Raw genomic sequence first — 16,668 nt, 5'->3', positions numbered from 1 at the left:
TTTATCGATGCTGGCCAAGGATCTATTGGCGGCCGAGCTCCACAATCATTCGAATACACACACGCCAACGAAGAACTAAACCTTCGATCACAAATTTGCCAAAGCAGGCACGTCGTCAACAGATTCTCTGGGTAGGGGCGGTTCAGTGGGGTAACGGAAGATCTGGCAGGGGTACAAACAGCTTCGTCCCTTCCATCCCGATCGCTGCTACAGGAATAGACAACTGATCTGTCTTGAGGGAAGCCAATGCTGAGAGCAAACACTTCAAGAGTCAGCGTTGAGTAACTTCAGCGACTAAGCAAAATCTTTAAGCGTTCAACATCAAAGACCAACCAGCCTTATTCTCCTAGGACTACTTTCCAGCAGGTTCTAAACCAAAGAGAGTATTAATAGATACAAACCGCCTCAAAGGAAACTCATAAAATCCTCAAATAATTCACAATGCTGATACTTGTGGTGGATCTAAAAACCCCAACAAATGAAGAAATCCCTAATGGACAACTGATGCATTTGGCTTTAGAAGTGGTTAGCAAGGTGATTGAATCGTCCCAGAATAATGATCAAAGTGGAGATCTAACATACGACCATACCGATATTTCATTGCCTCCGGTATGTGCCTTATAGGCTGGATCACAACAGAGCCAATCCTCACCATGAAGCATTGGGAACACTGAATCAGCTTTAAGAATGAGGCTGAAATCAATAGCGCCCCAAACAGAGGCACTAGGCATTATCACTCCTTAGAAGAATTATGTAGTTCTTGATGCCGAAGACGCAAATACCTACTATTAAGTTAATGGAATCCGCAGGAGTAGCAATGAACTTTACAGTTCCCGCAATCTCAATTGGTATCATTACATACACATTATTTCATCTTTGTTTTTCACATATTATGCAGTAATCAATTCAAATTCAAAACCACTGCAACAAAAAATGCCGCTTGTGCCCCACAGTACAGGCGGTTTTTTACTGTGAACGAAAAGCCAATAACCAGCAATCTTTAAGAAAATATAAAGCTTTCGGACCTATCTTTTTGGACTTAATTCACTTCAAGTAAGCAAATAAACTTAGGAACTATTCATATCTTAATAATTTACTTGCCAGCAAATAAAAATCATCGTAATCAATTCCCACTTGGGAGCGAAAAATGAGAGCATTTAAAAATGAACACACCTGTAAGTCAATCAGCGAGCGATGGGATGCCGTTGACGCTTATCTTGAGTGCGTCACAAGTTGCGGCCTTAACGATGGAGTATGCGTGACGATGTGCATCACAAAGCATCTTGAACCTGGGACAACTTTAGATAGTAGGGAGAGATAAGCGTTCAATACACCCAGGTATTAATGCTTATCGCAAATCCCACGTAGACATTTTGGATGGGTTTCTATGTAAGAGACCCATGTCATTCCTGCGATCATGGCGATCAAAACTACAGTTCCAACCCAATTAATTGTCAGCATAATTACTCACCTTTCTCTCTAGCTCAATTAAAGCATAGGCAAACATCAAAGTCAATCAATTCATTAAAACAATACTGTCGTGAATCGCCGAAGCTGATAGCTTCTACTGAGGGCATTGGGCTAGCAAAAATTGTGTGCTTAATCAAGTCTGGAAGGCACTTTTGGTCGATTCATCAATTTGAAATATCTGACATTTCTTGACAGGAGGCAATATATAGAGCATCAAGAAATGCACACGAGCTTTAGATCTGCTGTCACTCAAGACGGCTGATGGCTAAGCCTTGTTGTATGAGGTGGGATCAAATCTATGGATGAAATCCCCACAATTGCTTTGGTAGCTCAGCGGGTTAAGACCAGAATTTTCATTGGTGTCATTCATTCCTCAGCGCCCGCGTCCAGCGTTCCACCGCTTTGACTGAGGACGACCTTCCCGCCATCCAGACCGCCTCTTGCGCCCGACTGACAGCGACATAAACCAACTGCCGTCGAAGGACAAGGTCCTGCGGCCAGAACACGTCATCGGCGACAAACACCTCTCCGAAACTGCTCCCTTGACTGCGATGAACAGTGAGCACGGCTGCTGGACCCAACGAGGCAAAAGCATCACGGATTAAAAAATAACGACGCCAAAGCGGCCGCCCTCCTCTCTTTCCCGCATCCCTGGCCTGAGTGCGTAAGCCCTGAAGGACCCCATCAAGGCGCTGCCGAGCAGCACTCCCGGAAGGCGGCTGCAAACGCAAACTGAGTTCTAGCTCTCCACTACGAACCTTCGCCGTGACGGTGTCAATCACAGGGGCCTCGAATCCAGCGAGTGCCATCTGCGTCTCCCCCGCAAACCCAAATTCAGCGAGGTCACAACGTTCTGGGGTGACATCCTCCACCACCACTTCCCGATTCGAGCCAAGCACCAGATCGGGTTCTTCCCCCGTTTCTGCCCCATCGCGGGAGGCAGGCGCCATCACCGCCGTACGGCTGATCAGGACTTCGCCAGGAAGAACGGCCATCTGATCCGCCATCTCACCATGAATGGCTCGTCGTGCATGGGGCACAAGCGCATCCAGGGTGCGATTGGTGTAGCAAAGAATGCGAGCTGCATCTGGGTTGTCACAGGCCGCAGCACGGCGCAGGCCATCTTGAGCCTGGATCAACCAAGCCGAGCGATTGAGCACACCCACCTGACCCAATTCGCTGCGCAGCGGAGGCATTAATGGCGGCAGCTCACAGGGCAGTCGTCCATCGCGCAAGCAGCTCGCCAGCTGCAGCACAGGGCCTTGATGACGGACTACTTGCTTGAGCGACGCTGTAATCGCACGGTCCATTGAGAACACAGGGCTATCCGCTTCTCCCACGGGCGGAAGCTGGGCCGGATCGCCAACGAACACAAGCCGAGTTTTAAAAGGATGAGCGCACTGCAGTGCGACCGACAACAGCGAGCCATCAACCATGGAGGATTCATCGACCAGGATCAGGCCGAGATGTTCCAACGATGCCGCCGTTTGTTCGGTGGATTCGCAAACCTCCCGATCCCCCTGGCGACGCAACTTGAGACGCAACAGTCGATGGATGGTGGAGGGGTACCAAGTGGGGCGGAGCCCCTCTAAATCAAGGGCATGGCGCAACACACCAACCGCTTTATGGGTGGGGGCCACAACGGTCCAACACAGACCTGTGGCTTCGACTTGGCGCAGCAAACGCATCGACAGGAAGGTTTTGCCACTGCCGGCATAACCGCTCAACACAAACGGAATGCCAGGGTCCTCGTTTGACAGCCACGTCTCAAACAATGCAGCTGCCGTCTGCTGATCATTGGTGAGGATGGCCTCAGAGGGCTTCAGCCTGCTCACCCGATTAACAAACCAAACGTTTGGGCCAAATGAAGGGGAGACCCCACAAAAAAGAGTCCAGGGAGAGCGATTAAAGGTCCCAACAGACTGCCCACCAACACCTCCGTGCGGGTATGACCAAGCCTTTCTTTTAGTGGCTTCTCAGGAGGGTTGGGCCAGAGCGAATCAGGAAGTTCGTTGAGGCGAGCGGCCGTGAATCCTGCCGACCGGCGCACCCCACTGGCGTCGTACATCACCACAAAAGCCACCGTGGCAGCCAGCGCAAACGCAGGCTGATCAAAACCCATCTGCCAGCCCACTCCAGCAGCTGTGCCAGTGACCAATGCCGAGTGACTCGAGGGCATCCCTCCAGTTTCAAAGAGCACAGCCGGCCTCCAGCGCCGATTCAGCACCAATTCCAGGAACAGCTTGGAGAACTGTGCCAACCCGCAGGCCGCCAATCCCCAGGCGAGCACAGCATTATCCAAAAACTGAACAGGCATGGATAGCGTCGAGATCATTGAAATCGCCATGGTCAACAATCGCGACTCGCCACGTAATCGGCGAGAGCCAACAAGGGTGCAGCCTTGTTACTCCAAGGTTCGAGAGCAGCCTTCGACTCCCGCACCAACTGCAACGCCTTCTCCCGCGACGCTTCAAGTCCCAAAAGCTTGGGATAGGTCGTTTTATCGGCGAGCAGATCCTTGCCGGCCGTTTTGCCAAGCACTTCGCTGCTGGCCGTTACATCAAGGATGTCGTCAATGATCTGGAAGGCCAAACCAATGCCATTGGCGTAGGTGCGCATCGCCTGCAGTTGGTCATCACTCGCTCCTCCAATCAAAGCTCCGGTCACCACACAGGCACGAAGCAAGGCCGCGGTCTTGTGAAGGTGGATGTATTCAAGAGTCTCAAGATCAACCGCTTGGCCTTCTGATTCAAGATCAACAACCTGACCTCCAACCAAACCGGGGGCTCCAGACACGAGAGCCAACTCACCAACAACCCGCAACAAGCGATCCGCGGGAACGTTTGGACTGCGGACAGCCACCATTTCAAAAGCACGGCTGAGCATGGCATCACCCGCAAGGATGGCCATGGCATCGCCATACACCTTGTGGTTGGTCGGACGCCCCCTGCGCAGGTCATCGTTGTCCATGGCCGGTAAGTCGTCGTGGATCAGCGACATGGTGTGGATCATTTCCAGAGCCACCGCCGTTGGCATGGCCAGTTCGGAGGATCCCCCTACTAATTCACAAGCCGCAAGGCACAAAATCGGTCGCAACCGTTTCCCCCCCGCCAGAAGGGAGTAGCGCATTGCATCGCGCAAGGATTCAGGCCGCTCGGGTCCCATCGAGGAATCCAGGGCAATCTCCACGCGATCGCGGGAGAGCTTTAGGTAGGCCGCAAAGTCAAACGTGCAGGGGAGCTCACCGGAGGACGGCACGCTTTCGGGGCTAGTGGCCGCAGCGGACATGGTGAGCGCAGTGCTGAGGCAATTCTCTCAGGCCGAGGGGTTCAAACCACCAAATCGGACAATTCCATCGCAACCTGATGGCGTCGACACCAGGCCACCACAGTGTTGACCAGCAACATCGTTACCGTCATGGGGCCAACCCCTCCAGGGACAGGAGAAAGCGCTGCAGCGACGGGTTCTAGTTCCTCAGCACGCACATCACCGCAAAGTCCGCCTTCAGGGCGGCGATGAATACCAACATCCACCACCACACAACCCGGTGTGATGTGATCTGCACCGATCATTTCGGGGCGACCTGCAGCCACTACAAGAATTTCAGCCTGACGGGTGATCGATTCCAGATGTTTCGTGCGCGAATGGGCCACCGTGACGGTGGCGTTCGCCGCCTGAAGCATGAGGGCCATCGGCTGACCCACCAGGATGCTGCGGCCCACCACGACGGCACGCTTGCCGGCGGGATCGATGCCCTGATCACGGAGCATCACCATCACCCCTGCAGGTGTGCAACTTCTTGGACCCTGTTCCCCCTTCAACAGGCGACCGAGATTCAAGGTATGCAGTCCATCAGCATCTTTATTCGGATCGATTTCAGCCAGCAGCGGGGTCTCGTCCAAGCCTTTCGGCAGCGGCAGCTGGAGCAGGATTCCATCCACCCGCTCATCAGCATTGAGCTCGCGAATGGCTGTCAACACCTCCTGCTGTGAAGCATGGGCCGGGAGATGGGAACCAAAGCTCTCCACCCCGATGCGGGCACAGGCCTTCTCTTTATTGCGCACGTAGACCGCACTGGCGGGATCGTCGCCAATGCGAAGCACAGCCAGGCCTGGTGAACGCCCTGCTGAGGCCATGCCATTTTGAATTTGCTGCTGCAAACGCACTTCAAGCTGCGCGGCGAGCTGCTTGCCATCCAGCCTGAGAGCCATCGAGGTCTGTTGACACTCCCCCCACTTTGCTTCCTCAGTGGGGTTAGCGTCTGTATCAGTGGTCAACAGCTGTGTTCCGATCTCATCCCCTAGCCCAGCTCTGGAGAAGCTGGTTGCGGAGTGAGTCACCGCGACGCCCTGTGCTGCGTTGGAACCGCCTTCAAAAGGCTGGATTGCTTTTGGTCTGCATTGCCGTAGCCCTGGTCTCCAGCTGGCCCTGGCTGGTGGAACCCGACTTACGACCAGGAATCCCAGCACCGTTCGATTCGATTGCCCCGAAGGCAGCGCGGGTCGTCGACAGCGAAGCGCTCGATCAAAGGCGATCGAGCTTGATGCCCAACACCTTTGTGCAGGTGGTGGATGAGCAGCAATCAAGCCTCCTCAAGCTGAGGCTCGAGCGACATCTCGCCGAATTAGAACGCGTCGCCAGAAGCGAGAACATCGACCGAATTGGCCCCGTCAATCTGACTACAGACGAACAATTTTGGCTGGAAAAACGTTCGCAAGACGATCGCAAAAACTGGGACATGACGATCCGCAAGGCTGTGGATCGCATGCTCAGCCAAGGTCTTGTCAACACGGTTGCGATTGAACAGCTCAGAAAGGCTTCATCACTGCAACTCGAAGCGCTGGGACCTGAGGACGCTCCAGCAAGAACCCTCGGCAGCAAGATCGCCACGACAACACTTCAAGGCGCCAGCAACCTCCAGACCGATCCGCTGCGCAGCCAACGACTGATTGAAGAGCTGATCACCAAGCAAGGGATTCCAACCATCGAAGTCAAAGCTGGCGATCTGATCACCCGCAAAGGCGAACCGATTAGCTCCCAGGCCTATGACGTGCTCGATTTCTTTGGGCTGATCAATCGCAGTCCGAAACTAGGAATTTGGTTGTTGCGTTTCACCGAAGCACTCGCGAGTTGCGGAGTGATGTTGCTCGTGATGAAACGGGAAAGGCCCTGCCTTGAGGCCTCCCATGGGTTTCTGGCGATCGGCCTGCTGTTGATCAGCCAATTCAGCAAGATTTGGTTCGGTGCAGCGGTGAGCCCTCTGGCTGTGATCGTGCCACCCACGCTGCTTTTAGCCCAAGGCCTTGGAACCACCAGTGGCCTGGCCTGGATGGCGGTGAGCTGTTTGCTTTGGCCCACTCCAGTGAGCGGATTGGGCGAAGGCCGGCTGCTGATCACGGCTGCCGTTGCGGCGATCGCCGCTATTCAGGCCGGACGATTACGCAGCCGAGCTCAGTTGTTGCAACTAGCTGTGTTGCTGCCATTGGGAGCGTTAGTCGCCGAAATGGTGATGCTGCGTGAACCGTTTGAAGCCGTGAACCTGTCCTGGACACGGCTCACACCCGATACCGGAGAACTCGCGTCCGAGGCTCTACTGATGGGTCTGCTGATGATGCTCACGATCCTGCTGATTCCGCTTTTAGAAAGCTCATTCGGCCTGCTCACTAGGGCACGTTTGATGGAGCTGGCCGATCAAGAGCGTCCGCTGCTGCGCCGGTTGTCGTCAGAAGCACCTGGAACGTTTGAACACACGTTGATGATCTGCGGATTGGCAGAGGAGGGAGCGCGTGCGATTCGGGCCGATGTGGATCTGATCAAAACAGGATCCCTTTATCACGATGTGGGCAAACTCCATGCTCCGAACTGGTTCATCGAAAATCAAACCACCGGAGAAGAGAATCCACACACCAAATTGAACGACCCGGTCGCCAGTGCCGGAGTGCTCCAGGCCCATGTGGACGAAGGCCTCAAACTGGCTCGGCGCTACCGCTTGCCGCGGCCGATCGCGGATTTCATTCCGGAGCATCAAGGCACCTTGCGGATGGGCTTTTTCTTGCATCAAGCCCAGCAAAAGGATCCAACGGTTTCAGAACACTTATTTCGCTATCGAGGCCCCACACCTCGATCGAAAGAAACCGGAATTTTGATGCTTGCAGACGGCTGTGAGGCCGCCTTGCGATCACTTCCCCCCGACACCAGCGACAGCGAAGCGCAAACGACCGTGAAGCGCATCTTGGAAGCGCGCTTAGCCGACGGACAGCTGAGTCAGAGCGGCCTGAGTCGCGCCGAAGTTGACCTGGTGATGCATGCCTTTGTGCGCGTCTGGAGGCGCATGCGGCACCGCCGGATTCCCTATCCAATCCCGGCGAAACGCAGCTTCAGCGCCTAAGCGATCCTTAGGGCCAAGGCAGGGGAGAGCGCACCCGAATGCGCTGCCCGCTGAATGGGTCAGCAAAGCTCAAGCCGAGCGCATGCAAGTAAAGACGATCAAGGCAGGAGCCGTGCGCAGGCGCTGCATAAATCGGATCGCCGATCACGGGGTAGCCAATCGCTGCCAAATGCGCCCGCAATTGATGGGAGCGGCCTGTACGAGGAGCGAGCCAAAGGCGTGAGCGGTTGGTTCCCCGCTGGGCACAACGCCACAAGGTCAAACAAGTGCGACCCTCCCGATGAGGCCCATAACGGGGCGGGCGGGCAGACAAACGCGCCAATGGCAAGCGCACCGACCCTGAAAGGGCCTCGGGATGACCATGCACATCGGCCGCATACAACTTGTGCACTTTGCGATCGGCAAACAAGCCTCCAAGAACCTTCAAGCTCGCTTGATCCCTGGCCAGCAGCAGCAAACCGGAGGTGTCGCGATCAAGACGATGCACGAGCCGGAGCTCCGGCCGAACAGCTTGAACCCGGGTGATCAAGGAATCGCTCTGGGCGTCGCCAAGACCGGGCTGACTGAGCAACCCGGAAGGCTTGTCCACAACCAAAAAATGAGGATGCCAGAAACGAACTAGAAGCCCGGCGAGGGATGGCCCTTCAATCGATTCCGATGCCTCGGCCATCGCTCAGCTCAGAGGCGACCACCACGGCGATGGCCGGGACGACACCAATACAGCAGGGCCATCACGTTGAGAACCCCCAACACAATCGAGGCCACACCCAAGGCAATCGCTTGCTCACCTCCCCCAAACGCAAGCAAGGAGAGGCGCACGATGCCGTAGGGCAAGGATCCAGCCAATGCCATCGACAACGAGACGATGGCCAAAATCACACCCCAGTGCCGCTCGCCGAGCAAACCAGCAGAGGCCACGATCCCTACGATCGCCGCCGGCCAGGCGAGCGCAAACGCCACGCTGATCGTTGCAGCCTGAAGGCTGGATGCCTGGAAAGCAACAAGACCAATCACCGGCAAAGCCAGTAAATTCCCTGTGAGTCCAAGCCAGGTCATCAACCAGTAGCCGGGCAACTTGGGACCCATCGAAGATCAAACCAGGAATGGCCACCGTAAACACCGGAGTGTCAGTTCTCCTCATCCAGCAAGGTCTCGAGGGTGGCGAGCAGCAAGGCAACCGCTTCTGCCCTGGTTAAAGCGGCGTCACTCACCTCATCCACCCAGCCCTGGCAGAGCGTTTCAATTTCCTCAAACAAGGGTCCAGCACTACGCAGTGCCTCCATGACAGCTGCTGAGGACGTTTCATCCCGCTCATCACTATCCACCACCACATAACGTTGGCCGTCTTCCCCCATGTAGGTAAGGCGGCCCTCAGCATCAATGTTGGGACCGGTAATCGGCGTGATCGGTGCGTCCTCATCCATCGCCAAACCCCGCCAAAGGAATGCTCTTGGGAGCACCTCGCCTCAGGCGATCACCACAAAAGCCTCGAAACAGCGCTTTCACTTCAGCCATCGGCAAGTCCTGCACCAGCCTTGCCTCAATTTCATCGCGGCGCTGAGACTGGTGATACAAGCGCAATTCCTGAAACGAGCTCAACGATTGCGTCTCGAGCTGGGCAAGGGCGCTGCCAATCTGATGATCAGGCAACAGAGAACCCTGGTGACAATGCTGCATCACGTGCGCTGATTCATGAGCCAGCACAGTCCACACCTGTGCAGGATCGTCTTGAAGGTTGTTGGAGCACAAGAGCAAGGCATTCCGTCCTGCATGAAAGGCACCGAAGAGTCCAGAGGGGCAATCTTTTGCCACCAAGGTTTGGGTACCGGCTCGACGCAGAAGGGAGGAATAGCTACCGATATCAGTCCATGACTGGGCACGCACTGGAGTTCCAATCAGCACGAGGACGAACCATGAGGAACGAAGAATGGATTGCCACATCAACGGCCTAACCGGCGCTTGTTCTCATTCAAGACACGGAAGAGACAAATGAGAACGCGCAATGTTGGATCTACAGATTTGCGCCAGACGCAAAGAACTGCTCAACGCCGAAAAATGGCTCAACGTCGCAAAAACTCAGTGCTGGATCAAACGCTCAACGCTGGGAACTTTGTCGCGAAACGACTGCTCTCGGTCCACACGTGTATTCACGCGAAGCGTGGCGTGAATCCTCGGCACCCCCTCCCCATGCAGACGCTCATGACAGCGCTTCACGCAGGCAAACACAGCATCCCAATCCCCCTCAATCGCAGTTCCATTGGGCCCGAGCTCGTACTCAAGCCCCGACTCTTTGATCAGCTCGTGACAGATCGCCACCCACGGCGCCAGCGAACCTTCAAGGCCCACAGGCACAACACAGAGATCCACGCTCACGTTCATCGGTTAGAGCTCAATGGATAGGGGAGTGGTCTTCGCCATCACGAAGACAAGCCTGCGGATAGCGAATCGTTCTCCAAGCACCACAACTGGTTTGCACCTCTAAACCGATTCCACGCTGCTGAAGGGAGAGATCACGCCCCTGACCAGAACACCAGCTCTGGGCCGCCGCTTCAGCAGCATCCATCGATTCATAGGGAGCATCCAGCACTGGATGAGGACTGCCGTCTAGTGCGATCAATCGGTATAAAGAACGAACAAGTTTCGGCAATGTTCCAATCACGCAGCTGTCCCTAGTCTTCCACCTCTGTGCAACAACGCCAGAAGGGAAGCTAGAAGACAGCCGAAACGTCACGATCAGCTCACGATGAGCCACCCACAACTCCAAGACGCGCTTGAGCAGCTGATGGTGCGCGCGCCCTCAGCACTGTTCAAGCGAGCACGACGCCTCTACCTCGACAAATACCCCCTGGATGGGCGCGATTGCAGCAGTGCGTTGCGGTTATTTGTGGCAGAAGAACAGGTCGAAGAATCGGTTGAACCAGACCCGGAGAGGGCACCGCAAGGAAAGATTGCGGTCGTAACGATTCGGCCCACGCGTCTTGCCTTGGTGCACTGGCATCAGAACGAAGCTGCATCAGAGCAGATGTGCTCCGACTACCTCCAAAACACCTGGGGGCTCGATCCCAGCTGCTTCGAGGCGTTAAATGATCCCTGGTTCCGGAATGGGGGGCATCAACAGCAAGCGCCAGCCCCTGATGGATTGATCTGGACCCGCCGATCTGCGTTCACTGCCGAAAACGATGCATCAGAGCTCAATCAGCAAACTCTGGGTGCTCAGTAACAATGTCAAGGGTTAAAAACAAAGGAAATCCTGTAGGCCGAAAGATCGAGCTTCGGCCACCGCTAACCCTGAATTAAGCCTTGATGAGAACGCCATGAGAGCCCCCGTTGCTGAACGCTATGTGCTGCGTCAAAACTGCACAGGGAGCTACTTGAGCCTGAATCATCAAACTCAGTCGATTGAAGGGGTCTCCAGCGTTGAAGCCGCCTGGAGTTTTCACAGCCATGAAGGGGCTGTGAGCCATGCCTTGTTAATCGGCCAGACCCATGGTGAAACCCCTGAAGTGATCAAGCTCGCTTAGAGCTCGTCTTCCACGTTGGTCTTGATCGAGCAATCGCTCAGCGGATAGCTCACACAGAGCAAGGAAAAGCCCTTCGACATCTGGTCGTCATCCAGGAAGCTTTGGTCAGCCTGATCAACGCTTCCATTAAGGATTTTTCCAGCGCATGTGCTGCACGCACCTGCTCGGCAGGAATAGGCGAGATCAATGCCTTGCTCTTCAGCAGCATCGAGAATGTATTGATCATCGGCGCAGCTGAAGCTGGATCCACCTTCGATGTTGATTGTGAAAGAAGCCATGACTCATGAAGAGATCAGCTTCTTTTTAACGAGGGAGAAGAGCGTGGTCTTGGATCGTCAGAGATCCCAAACGCTGAGCGCCCAAATCAACCTGGAATGAAGTGCCTGAGCCGTCTGGACTCAGGGGCCATTTGTTGCTGCAGATCAGCGGCGCTGGCCTTGGTCTGCTCACGCTGTTGAGCCTGAAACACGTCGTTTTCCGTGATCGTGAGGCCACGAGATTGGGCCAGGGTGATCAACTCTTCCAAGGGCAATGGCTGGGCGAGTTGCTCGGCCAAAGCCGGATCGTCATGACGCAAACCAAGCAATTGATCGAGATCTTGCAGCGACATGGCCCAGGGGCAACTGAAATTGATCTACACCAGCAACCCACCCGTTCAGCGTTTAGCCCGCAACAAGCTGACACCGTTCAAGGCAGGGCAGACCTGATGTCGGCAATTATGGGCAGACAAGAAACAAGCCTTCTCGCCGACCATGGTTTCTCGATGGCGTGTCATCGAAGCGGTGACCCTACCCATGCTCATCATGTTGTTCCTGGGGCTCTGGCAAGGATTCCGTCATCACACCGATGCGATACGTGCGCTGCAACTTCAACTCCACGAGCTCGAACAACAACCAACCGAGGTGACCAACACGAACCTGATGAAGGAACAGATGGAATTTCTGCAACGCCGTCAACAGGATCTCGAGAAACAGATCGGCCAATCGAGGCGATCCCAGCAGTACTGGCTCAGGCAGGAACGTCAACGACGCCAGAGCCATCAGTCAGCACCCAAGCCCCTACAACCAGAGATGGATTCCGTGTTCAAACCAGACACCAGCCTGGACTTCATCCCTATCCCTTAACCGCATCTCCACTGGCATTGGGAAGGATGAAGCGCTGGAGCAGCACAAACATCACCAGTACCGGCAGGATCGACACCACCGAACCGGCAGCCACAATCCGCCAATCAAGGGAAAAGCTGCTGGCCAGTTGCTGCAGTCCGAGCGGCAAGGTGAATAGACCTGGATCATCAAGGATCACCAAGGGCCAGAGGAAGTCACTCCAGGTGCCGATGAACACGAACATCGCCAGGGTGATCAGATCAGCCTTCGCTGCAGGGATCATCACGTTCCACCATTCCCCGAGCTTGCTGCAACCATCGATGCGTGCGGCCTCCTCAAGCTCAACGGGCACACCAAGAAAGCTTTGCCGCAAAAGATACAAGCCAAAGGCGGTTGCGGCCTGAGGAATCACCAGCGCCATCAGGGTGTTGCGCAGGCCAAGCTGAACCATCAGCAGATACAGCGGAATCATCACCACCTGGAAAGGGATGAGAATCGTTGCCACCACGAGGGCCAACACAAGACCCCGACCAAAAAAGCGCATCCGCGCCAGGGGGTAAGCCGCCAGGGAGCAGAACAAAAGATTCGCCACCACCGCCAGGAAACTGACGACGGAGCTGTTGAAGATGTAGGTCCAGAGCGGATTATCACGAAACAGCCGCCCGTAGGCATCGAGGCTGGGCTGGGTTGGGAAGAGCGATGGAGGGCTCGTGAAGATGTCCTCCGCTGGGCCTTTTAAAGAGGTGCTCACCAGCCACAGCAGAGGAACCAGCACGGCAATGGCCAGCAGGATCAGCAGCAGCAACTGCAGCAGGGGAGCCGGACGCAGGGTGGATTTGAGCGACATCGGGCCTATTAATGGACCGGGCTGGAATCCGGCTCAGCCATATCCCGTTGCGGATGAAGGGTGGGGCCTGCCGTTCCGGAAACAAGACGATTCAGAGCATTCACAAAGGCCTCAGCGGCGGCAACCACCACATCCGTGTGAGCGGAATGACCGGAATAGAGCTTGCCGTCACGGCGCAGACGAATCGTGACATCACCCATGGCATCAATCCCTTCGGTGACCGACTTCACGGAAAATTCCACCAATTCATTGGGCTCCCCTGCGAGTTGGTTGAGGGAACGGCACACCGCATCCACCGGTCCGGTGCCCACAGACGCCGCAGTTTGCTCCTGGCCATTTTCATCGGCGAGGGTCACCGTGGCTGTGGGCTGAAGACTGCTGCCGCAGCTCACCTGCACGAGCTTGAGCTGATATTTGGCATCAGGCTGTTGCACCTGAACGCTAACAATCGACTCCAGATCGCGGTCTGTGATCTCCCGTTTTCGATCAGCAAGGTCCTTAAAGCGGGCAAAGGCATCATCGAGATCCTCGCGGCTGAGGTCGTAGCCAAGCTCTTCCAAGCGGGCGCGAACAGCGCTGCGGCCGCTGAGCTTGCCCAAGGAGATCCGGTTGTCGGAGAGCCCGACGGTGCGGGCATCAACGATTTCATAGGTGAGCCGGTTTTTGAGCACGCCGTCTTGATGAATGCCCGATTCATGGGCAAAGGCATTGGCACCCACAATCGCCTTGTTGGGCTGCACCACCATGCCGGTGAGATTGGAGACCAAACGCGAGGTCTTGGTGATTTCTTCCGTGCGAATTCCCGTAAGTGGCGTTGGTGAATCCTCTTCTCGTCCAAAGAAGGGGTTGAAGTAGCGCCGGCGCACATGCATGGCCATCACCAGCTCTTCCAGAGCGGCATTACCAGCGCGTTCACCGATGCCATTCACCGTGCACTCCAGCTGACGCGCTCCCGATTTCACGGCCTCAAGGAAATTGGCGACGGCCAGCCCGAGATCGTTGTGGCCATGCACGGAAATCACCGCGTCATCGATATTCGGCACATGCTGATTGATGCCCGCGATCAGGCTCCCAAATTCAGACGGTGTGGTGTATCCCACCGTGTCTGGAATATTCACGGTGCTGGCACCAGCAGCAATCGCCGCTTCGATCACCTCATAAAGGAACTCAGGATCACTGCGACCCGCGTCTTCACAGGAAAACTCAACGTCGTCCACGAAGGAACGGGCATAGGCCACCATCTCGGGAACGATGCCAAGCACGTCTTTACGACTCTTGCGCAATTTGTGCTCGAGATGAATGTCGCTGGTGGCGATAAAGGTATGGATGCGTCGCTTTGGGGCCGGTGCTACGGCCTCAGCGCAGGCCTTGATGTCGCCGCGGGAGGCGCGGGCTAAACCACAAATAATCGGGCCGTTCTCGCCACCAACCTGCTGGGCAATACGCTGCACAGCAGCAAAATCACCATGACTCGCAAAGGGGAATCCGGCCTCGATCACATCCACGCCAAGACGGGCCAGTTGCTGCGCAATCGCCAACTTCTCCTCGAGGTTGAGGCTGGCTCCGGGAGATTGTTCACCATCTCTAAGAGTGGTGTCGAAGATCAATACGCGGCCTGGATCCTTGGCCATGGCTAAAGCCTCGAAGGGTTTTAGTCGGAATGACTATGAGTTAGCCGAGTCTAAGCGAGATAGGCGTTACGAGCAGGCGGCTTTAGGGAGAAATACCGGTACATTCACATCAGTGATCAAGTAGGTGAGCGTTGGCCCAAGGAGCACTAGCCCTTGTTCTCCATGCACACCTTCCCTATGTGCGGGCAAGCGAAGCGAATTCGCTGGAAGAAGACTGGTTTTTTCAAGCATTAATTGAGTGCTATCTCCCCTTAGTGGAGATGCTGGAAGCAGCTGCGGGCGATCCACATCAGAAAGCACGGCTCACGATGGGGATCTCACCAACCCTGTTGTCGCTGCTCGCAGACAGCACCCTCCACGAACGCTTCCCGAACTGGGTTCAAGCGCGCTTGCAGCTGCTGCAACAAGCCCCCAGCGATCGCAAAGCCGCTGCCCTGCATCTACAGAGTTGCTTTGAGCGCTATCTGCTCAGCTGGCACAACAGCAACGGTGATCTAATCGGGCGCTTTAGTGCCCTGCAACAACAAGGGGTGCTCGACCTGCTCACCTGCGGTGCCACCCACGGCTACATGCCGTTGCTGCGGGAACACCCGGAAGCGGTTCGGGCCCAGTTGCGCACCGCTGTTCGAGAACACCACCGGCTGATCGGCCAGCAACCACTGGGGATCTGGCTGCCGGAATGCGCCTATTACGAAGGCCTTGATGTATGGATGCGCGATGCCGGTTTGCGCTACGCGGTACTGGATGGCCATGGCTTGCTCCACGCCAAACCACGCCCCAGATATGGGGTGTATGCCCCGATTAGCAGCCGCAATGGTGTGGCCTTTTTCGGGCGCGACAGCGATGCCACCCTGCCCGTCTGGTCCGCGCGTGATGGCTACCCCGGCGATCCTGCCTACCGGGAATTCCACCGTGATCTGGGCTGGGATCTCCCTCAAGAGCAAATCGAAGCCTTTGGACTGCCCACCCAAAGACCGCTGGGCCTCAAGTTGCATCGCGTTAGCGACCAACGCGCTCCGCTGGATGCCAAGCAGCCCTACGAACCAGAACTTGCGCAGGCACGCACCAAAGAGCATGCCAAGCATTACCTCGAGGGCCGGCGTCTCCAACTCGAGGCCCTAGAAGAGCGCATGGAAACGGCTCCCTTATTGGTGGCGCCATTTGATGCCGAACTGTTTGGCCACTGGTGGTATGAAGGCCCATCGTTTTTAGCTGAGCTGTTCCGGCAAGGACCGGAGCAACAGGTGACGTTCACCACCCTGCGCGGGGTCCTCAGCAAAACTCCCAATCTGCAAATCTGCGATCCCTCCCCCTCCAGCTGGGGGCAAGGGGGCTTTCATGATTATTGGCTCAACGACAGCAACGCCTGGATCATTCCGGAATGGAGCCGCGCCGGCAGAGCGATGAAAGAACGCTGCAGCCGCGGGGTTGGCAGTGAACAAGGCCTGCGCATGCTCCATCAAGCTGGCCGCGAATTGCTGCTGTCTCAGTCATCGGACTGGAGTTTCATCCTGCGCGCAGGCACCACCACTGGACTGGCCAAAGAACGCATCGAACGCCACCTCGAACGCTTTTGGACGCTGATGGCCTGCATCGATGGCCGAGACAGAATGAATGAAGCGTGGCTGAACGATGTGGAAGCAGAAGATTCACTCTTCCCGCTCATTCAACCGGCTGATTGGAAACAAGTGGCTGTCAACAGCTGACC

General features: G+C 55.9%; 19 protein-coding genes. 5 read left to right on the top strand and 14 right to left on the bottom strand.

What is annotated here, in order from left to right:
• Nucleotides 1-1,832 precede the first annotated feature (1,832 nt).
• From SynPROS91_RS04320 to folD, 4 genes are read right to left on the bottom strand one after another with little or no spacing between them, the layout of a single operon-like run.
• Entirely contained in the window at nt 1,833-3,305 is a 1,473-nt protein-coding gene (locus tag SynPROS91_RS04320; RefSeq protein WP_186518706.1) for an AAA family ATPase, read from the bottom strand.
• Complete coding sequence (locus SynPROS91_RS04315) at nt 3,302-3,787, bottom strand: divergent PAP2 family protein (RefSeq protein WP_255439927.1); 486 nt, start codon at nt 3,785-3,787, stop codon at nt 3,302-3,304. Before SynPROS91_RS04315 ends, SynPROS91_RS04320 begins: the two co-directional genes overlap by 4 nt.
• Before the next feature lie 32 nt (nt 3,788-3,819).
• Complete coding sequence (gene crtE / locus SynPROS91_RS04310) at nt 3,820-4,758, bottom strand: geranylgeranyl diphosphate synthase CrtE (protein WP_186518702.1); 939 nt, start codon at nt 4,756-4,758, stop codon at nt 3,820-3,822.
• 41 nt (nt 4,759-4,799) lie between these two features.
• Nucleotides 4,800-5,681, bottom strand: coding sequence for a bifunctional methylenetetrahydrofolate dehydrogenase/methenyltetrahydrofolate cyclohydrolase FolD (gene folD / locus SynPROS91_RS04305; RefSeq protein WP_186518700.1), 882 nt, complete (start codon nt 5,679-5,681; stop codon nt 4,800-4,802).
• A 71-nt stretch (nt 5,682-5,752) separates the two neighbouring features.
• On the opposite strand from folD, the gene SynPROS91_RS04300 reads away from it, so the two are divergent.
• Nucleotides 5,753-7,858, top strand: coding sequence for an HDIG domain-containing metalloprotein (locus tag SynPROS91_RS04300; RefSeq protein WP_186518698.1), 2,106 nt, complete (start codon nt 5,753-5,755; stop codon nt 7,856-7,858).
• A gap of 7 nt (nt 7,859-7,865) precedes the next feature.
• On the opposite strand, the gene SynPROS91_RS04295 is transcribed toward SynPROS91_RS04300, so the two are convergent.
• The 6 genes from SynPROS91_RS04295 to SynPROS91_RS04270 form a co-directional block, all read right to left on the bottom strand.
• Nucleotides 7,866-8,528 carry an RluA family pseudouridine synthase gene (locus tag SynPROS91_RS04295; RefSeq protein WP_186518696.1) on the bottom strand — a complete coding sequence of 221 codons (663 nt, stop codon included), beginning with the start codon at nt 8,526-8,528 and terminating at the stop codon, nt 7,866-7,868.
• Nucleotides 8,529-8,536: 8 nt separating this feature from the next.
• Complete coding sequence (locus SynPROS91_RS04290) at nt 8,537-8,944, bottom strand: hypothetical protein (protein ID WP_186518694.1); 408 nt, start codon at nt 8,942-8,944, stop codon at nt 8,537-8,539.
• Nucleotides 8,945-8,985: 41 nt separating this feature from the next.
• Entirely contained in the window at nt 8,986-9,282 is a 297-nt protein-coding gene (locus tag SynPROS91_RS04285) for a hypothetical protein (protein WP_186518693.1), read from the bottom strand.
• The gene (locus tag SynPROS91_RS04280; RefSeq protein ID WP_186518691.1) at nt 9,275-9,799 is read right to left on the bottom strand and encodes a hypothetical protein; all 525 of its coding nucleotides are present in this window, start codon (nt 9,797-9,799) and stop codon (nt 9,275-9,277) included. Before SynPROS91_RS04280 ends, SynPROS91_RS04285 begins: the two co-directional genes overlap by 8 nt.
• A 135-nt stretch (nt 9,800-9,934) precedes the next feature.
• Complete coding sequence (locus SynPROS91_RS04275) at nt 9,935-10,237, bottom strand: MTH1187 family thiamine-binding protein (protein WP_186518689.1); 303 nt, start codon at nt 10,235-10,237, stop codon at nt 9,935-9,937.
• 10 nt (nt 10,238-10,247) lie between these two features.
• The gene (locus SynPROS91_RS04270; RefSeq protein WP_370586784.1) at nt 10,248-10,610 is read right to left on the bottom strand and encodes a hypothetical protein; all 363 of its coding nucleotides are present in this window, start codon (nt 10,608-10,610) and stop codon (nt 10,248-10,250) included.
• On the opposite strand from SynPROS91_RS04270, the gene SynPROS91_RS04265 reads away from it, so the two are divergent.
• Together SynPROS91_RS04265 and SynPROS91_RS04260 are read left to right on the top strand one after the other, a co-directional pair.
• Nucleotides 10,602-11,078 (top strand): hypothetical protein, encoded by a 477-nt coding sequence (locus SynPROS91_RS04265; protein ID WP_186518687.1) that lies wholly within the window; start codon nt 10,602-10,604, stop codon nt 11,076-11,078. The two genes, SynPROS91_RS04270 and SynPROS91_RS04265, sit on opposite strands and share 9 nt — an antisense overlap.
• 94 nt (nt 11,079-11,172) lie before the next feature.
• Nucleotides 11,173-11,379, top strand: a complete 207-nt coding sequence (locus tag SynPROS91_RS04260) for a hypothetical protein (protein ID WP_186518685.1) — start codon at nt 11,173-11,175, stop codon at nt 11,377-11,379.
• Here SynPROS91_RS04260 and SynPROS91_RS04255 read toward each other — a convergent pair.
• Complete coding sequence (locus SynPROS91_RS04255) at nt 11,376-11,657, bottom strand: 2Fe-2S iron-sulfur cluster-binding protein (RefSeq protein ID WP_186518683.1); 282 nt, start codon at nt 11,655-11,657, stop codon at nt 11,376-11,378. The genes SynPROS91_RS04260 and SynPROS91_RS04255 overlap by 4 nt on opposite strands.
• Before the next feature lie 86 nt (nt 11,658-11,743).
• The gene (locus tag SynPROS91_RS04250; protein ID WP_186518681.1) at nt 11,744-11,989 is read right to left on the bottom strand and encodes a Nif11-like leader peptide family natural product precursor; all 246 of its coding nucleotides are present in this window, start codon (nt 11,987-11,989) and stop codon (nt 11,744-11,746) included.
• A 142-nt stretch (nt 11,990-12,131) separates the two neighbouring features.
• Between SynPROS91_RS04250 and SynPROS91_RS04245 the strand changes: the two genes are divergently transcribed.
• Nucleotides 12,132-12,503: a hypothetical protein gene (locus SynPROS91_RS04245; protein WP_186518679.1), complete on the top strand. Its 372-nt coding sequence runs from the start codon at nt 12,132-12,134 to the stop codon at nt 12,501-12,503.
• On the opposite strand, the gene SynPROS91_RS04240 is transcribed toward SynPROS91_RS04245, so the two are convergent.
• On the bottom strand, nt 12,493-13,329 hold the full coding sequence (locus SynPROS91_RS04240) for a carbohydrate ABC transporter permease (protein ID WP_186518677.1): 837 nt from the start codon (nt 13,327-13,329) through the stop codon (nt 12,493-12,495). The two genes, SynPROS91_RS04245 and SynPROS91_RS04240, sit on opposite strands and share 11 nt — an antisense overlap.
• 8 nt (nt 13,330-13,337) lie before the next feature.
• Nucleotides 13,338-14,960, bottom strand: coding sequence for a 2-isopropylmalate synthase (locus SynPROS91_RS04235; RefSeq protein ID WP_186518676.1), 1,623 nt, complete (start codon nt 14,958-14,960; stop codon nt 13,338-13,340).
• A 131-nt stretch (nt 14,961-15,091) separates the two neighbouring features.
• Between SynPROS91_RS04235 and SynPROS91_RS04230 the strand changes: the two genes are divergently transcribed.
• Nucleotides 15,092-16,666 carry a glycoside hydrolase family 57 protein gene (locus tag SynPROS91_RS04230; protein WP_186518674.1) on the top strand — a complete coding sequence of 525 codons (1,575 nt, stop codon included), beginning with the start codon at nt 15,092-15,094 and terminating at the stop codon, nt 16,664-16,666.
• Nucleotides 16,667-16,668 lie beyond the last annotated feature (2 nt).

This window comes from Synechococcus sp. PROS-9-1, from assembly GCF_014279775.1.
Classification (GTDB): domain Bacteria; phylum Cyanobacteriota; class Cyanobacteriia; order PCC-6307; family Cyanobiaceae; genus Synechococcus_C.
The sequence above is the reverse complement of the archived record's forward strand: the minus strand, read 5'-3'. Positions and strand labels throughout refer to the sequence as shown.

Coding starts and splice junctions, on each gene's coding strand:
- SynPROS91_RS04315 (WP_255439927.1), bottom strand. CDS start 3,787: ATGCCTGTTCAGTTTTTGGATAATGCTGTGCTCGCCTGGGGATTGGCG.
- crtE (WP_186518702.1), bottom strand. CDS start 4,758: ATGTCCGCTGCGGCCACTAGCCCCGAAAGCGTGCCGTCCTCCGGTGAG.
- folD (WP_186518700.1), bottom strand. CDS start 5,681: ATGGCTCTCAGGCTGGATGGCAAGCAGCTCGCCGCGCAGCTTGAAGTG.
- SynPROS91_RS04295 (WP_186518696.1), bottom strand. CDS start 8,528: ATGGCCGAGGCATCGGAATCGATTGAAGGGCCATCCCTCGCCGGGCTT.
- SynPROS91_RS04290 (WP_186518694.1), bottom strand. CDS start 8,944: ATGGGTCCCAAGTTGCCCGGCTACTGGTTGATGACCTGGCTTGGACTC.
- SynPROS91_RS04285 (WP_186518693.1), bottom strand. CDS start 9,282: ATGGATGAGGACGCACCGATCACGCCGATTACCGGTCCCAACATTGAT.
- SynPROS91_RS04280 (WP_186518691.1), bottom strand. CDS start 9,799: ATGTGGCAATCCATTCTTCGTTCCTCATGGTTCGTCCTCGTGCTGATT.
- SynPROS91_RS04275 (WP_186518689.1), bottom strand. CDS start 10,237: ATGAACGTGAGCGTGGATCTCTGTGTTGTGCCTGTGGGCCTTGAAGGT.
- SynPROS91_RS04265 (WP_186518687.1), top strand. CDS start 10,602: ATGAGCCACCCACAACTCCAAGACGCGCTTGAGCAGCTGATGGTGCGC.
- SynPROS91_RS04260 (WP_186518685.1), top strand. CDS start 11,173: ATGAGAGCCCCCGTTGCTGAACGCTATGTGCTGCGTCAAAACTGCACA.
- SynPROS91_RS04255 (WP_186518683.1), bottom strand. CDS start 11,657: ATGGCTTCTTTCACAATCAACATCGAAGGTGGATCCAGCTTCAGCTGC.
- SynPROS91_RS04250 (WP_186518681.1), bottom strand. CDS start 11,989: ATGTCGCTGCAAGATCTCGATCAATTGCTTGGTTTGCGTCATGACGAT.
- SynPROS91_RS04245 (WP_186518679.1), top strand. CDS start 12,132: ATGGTTTCTCGATGGCGTGTCATCGAAGCGGTGACCCTACCCATGCTC.
- SynPROS91_RS04240 (WP_186518677.1), bottom strand. CDS start 13,329: ATGTCGCTCAAATCCACCCTGCGTCCGGCTCCCCTGCTGCAGTTGCTG.
- SynPROS91_RS04235 (WP_186518676.1), bottom strand. CDS start 14,960: ATGGCCAAGGATCCAGGCCGCGTATTGATCTTCGACACCACTCTTAGA.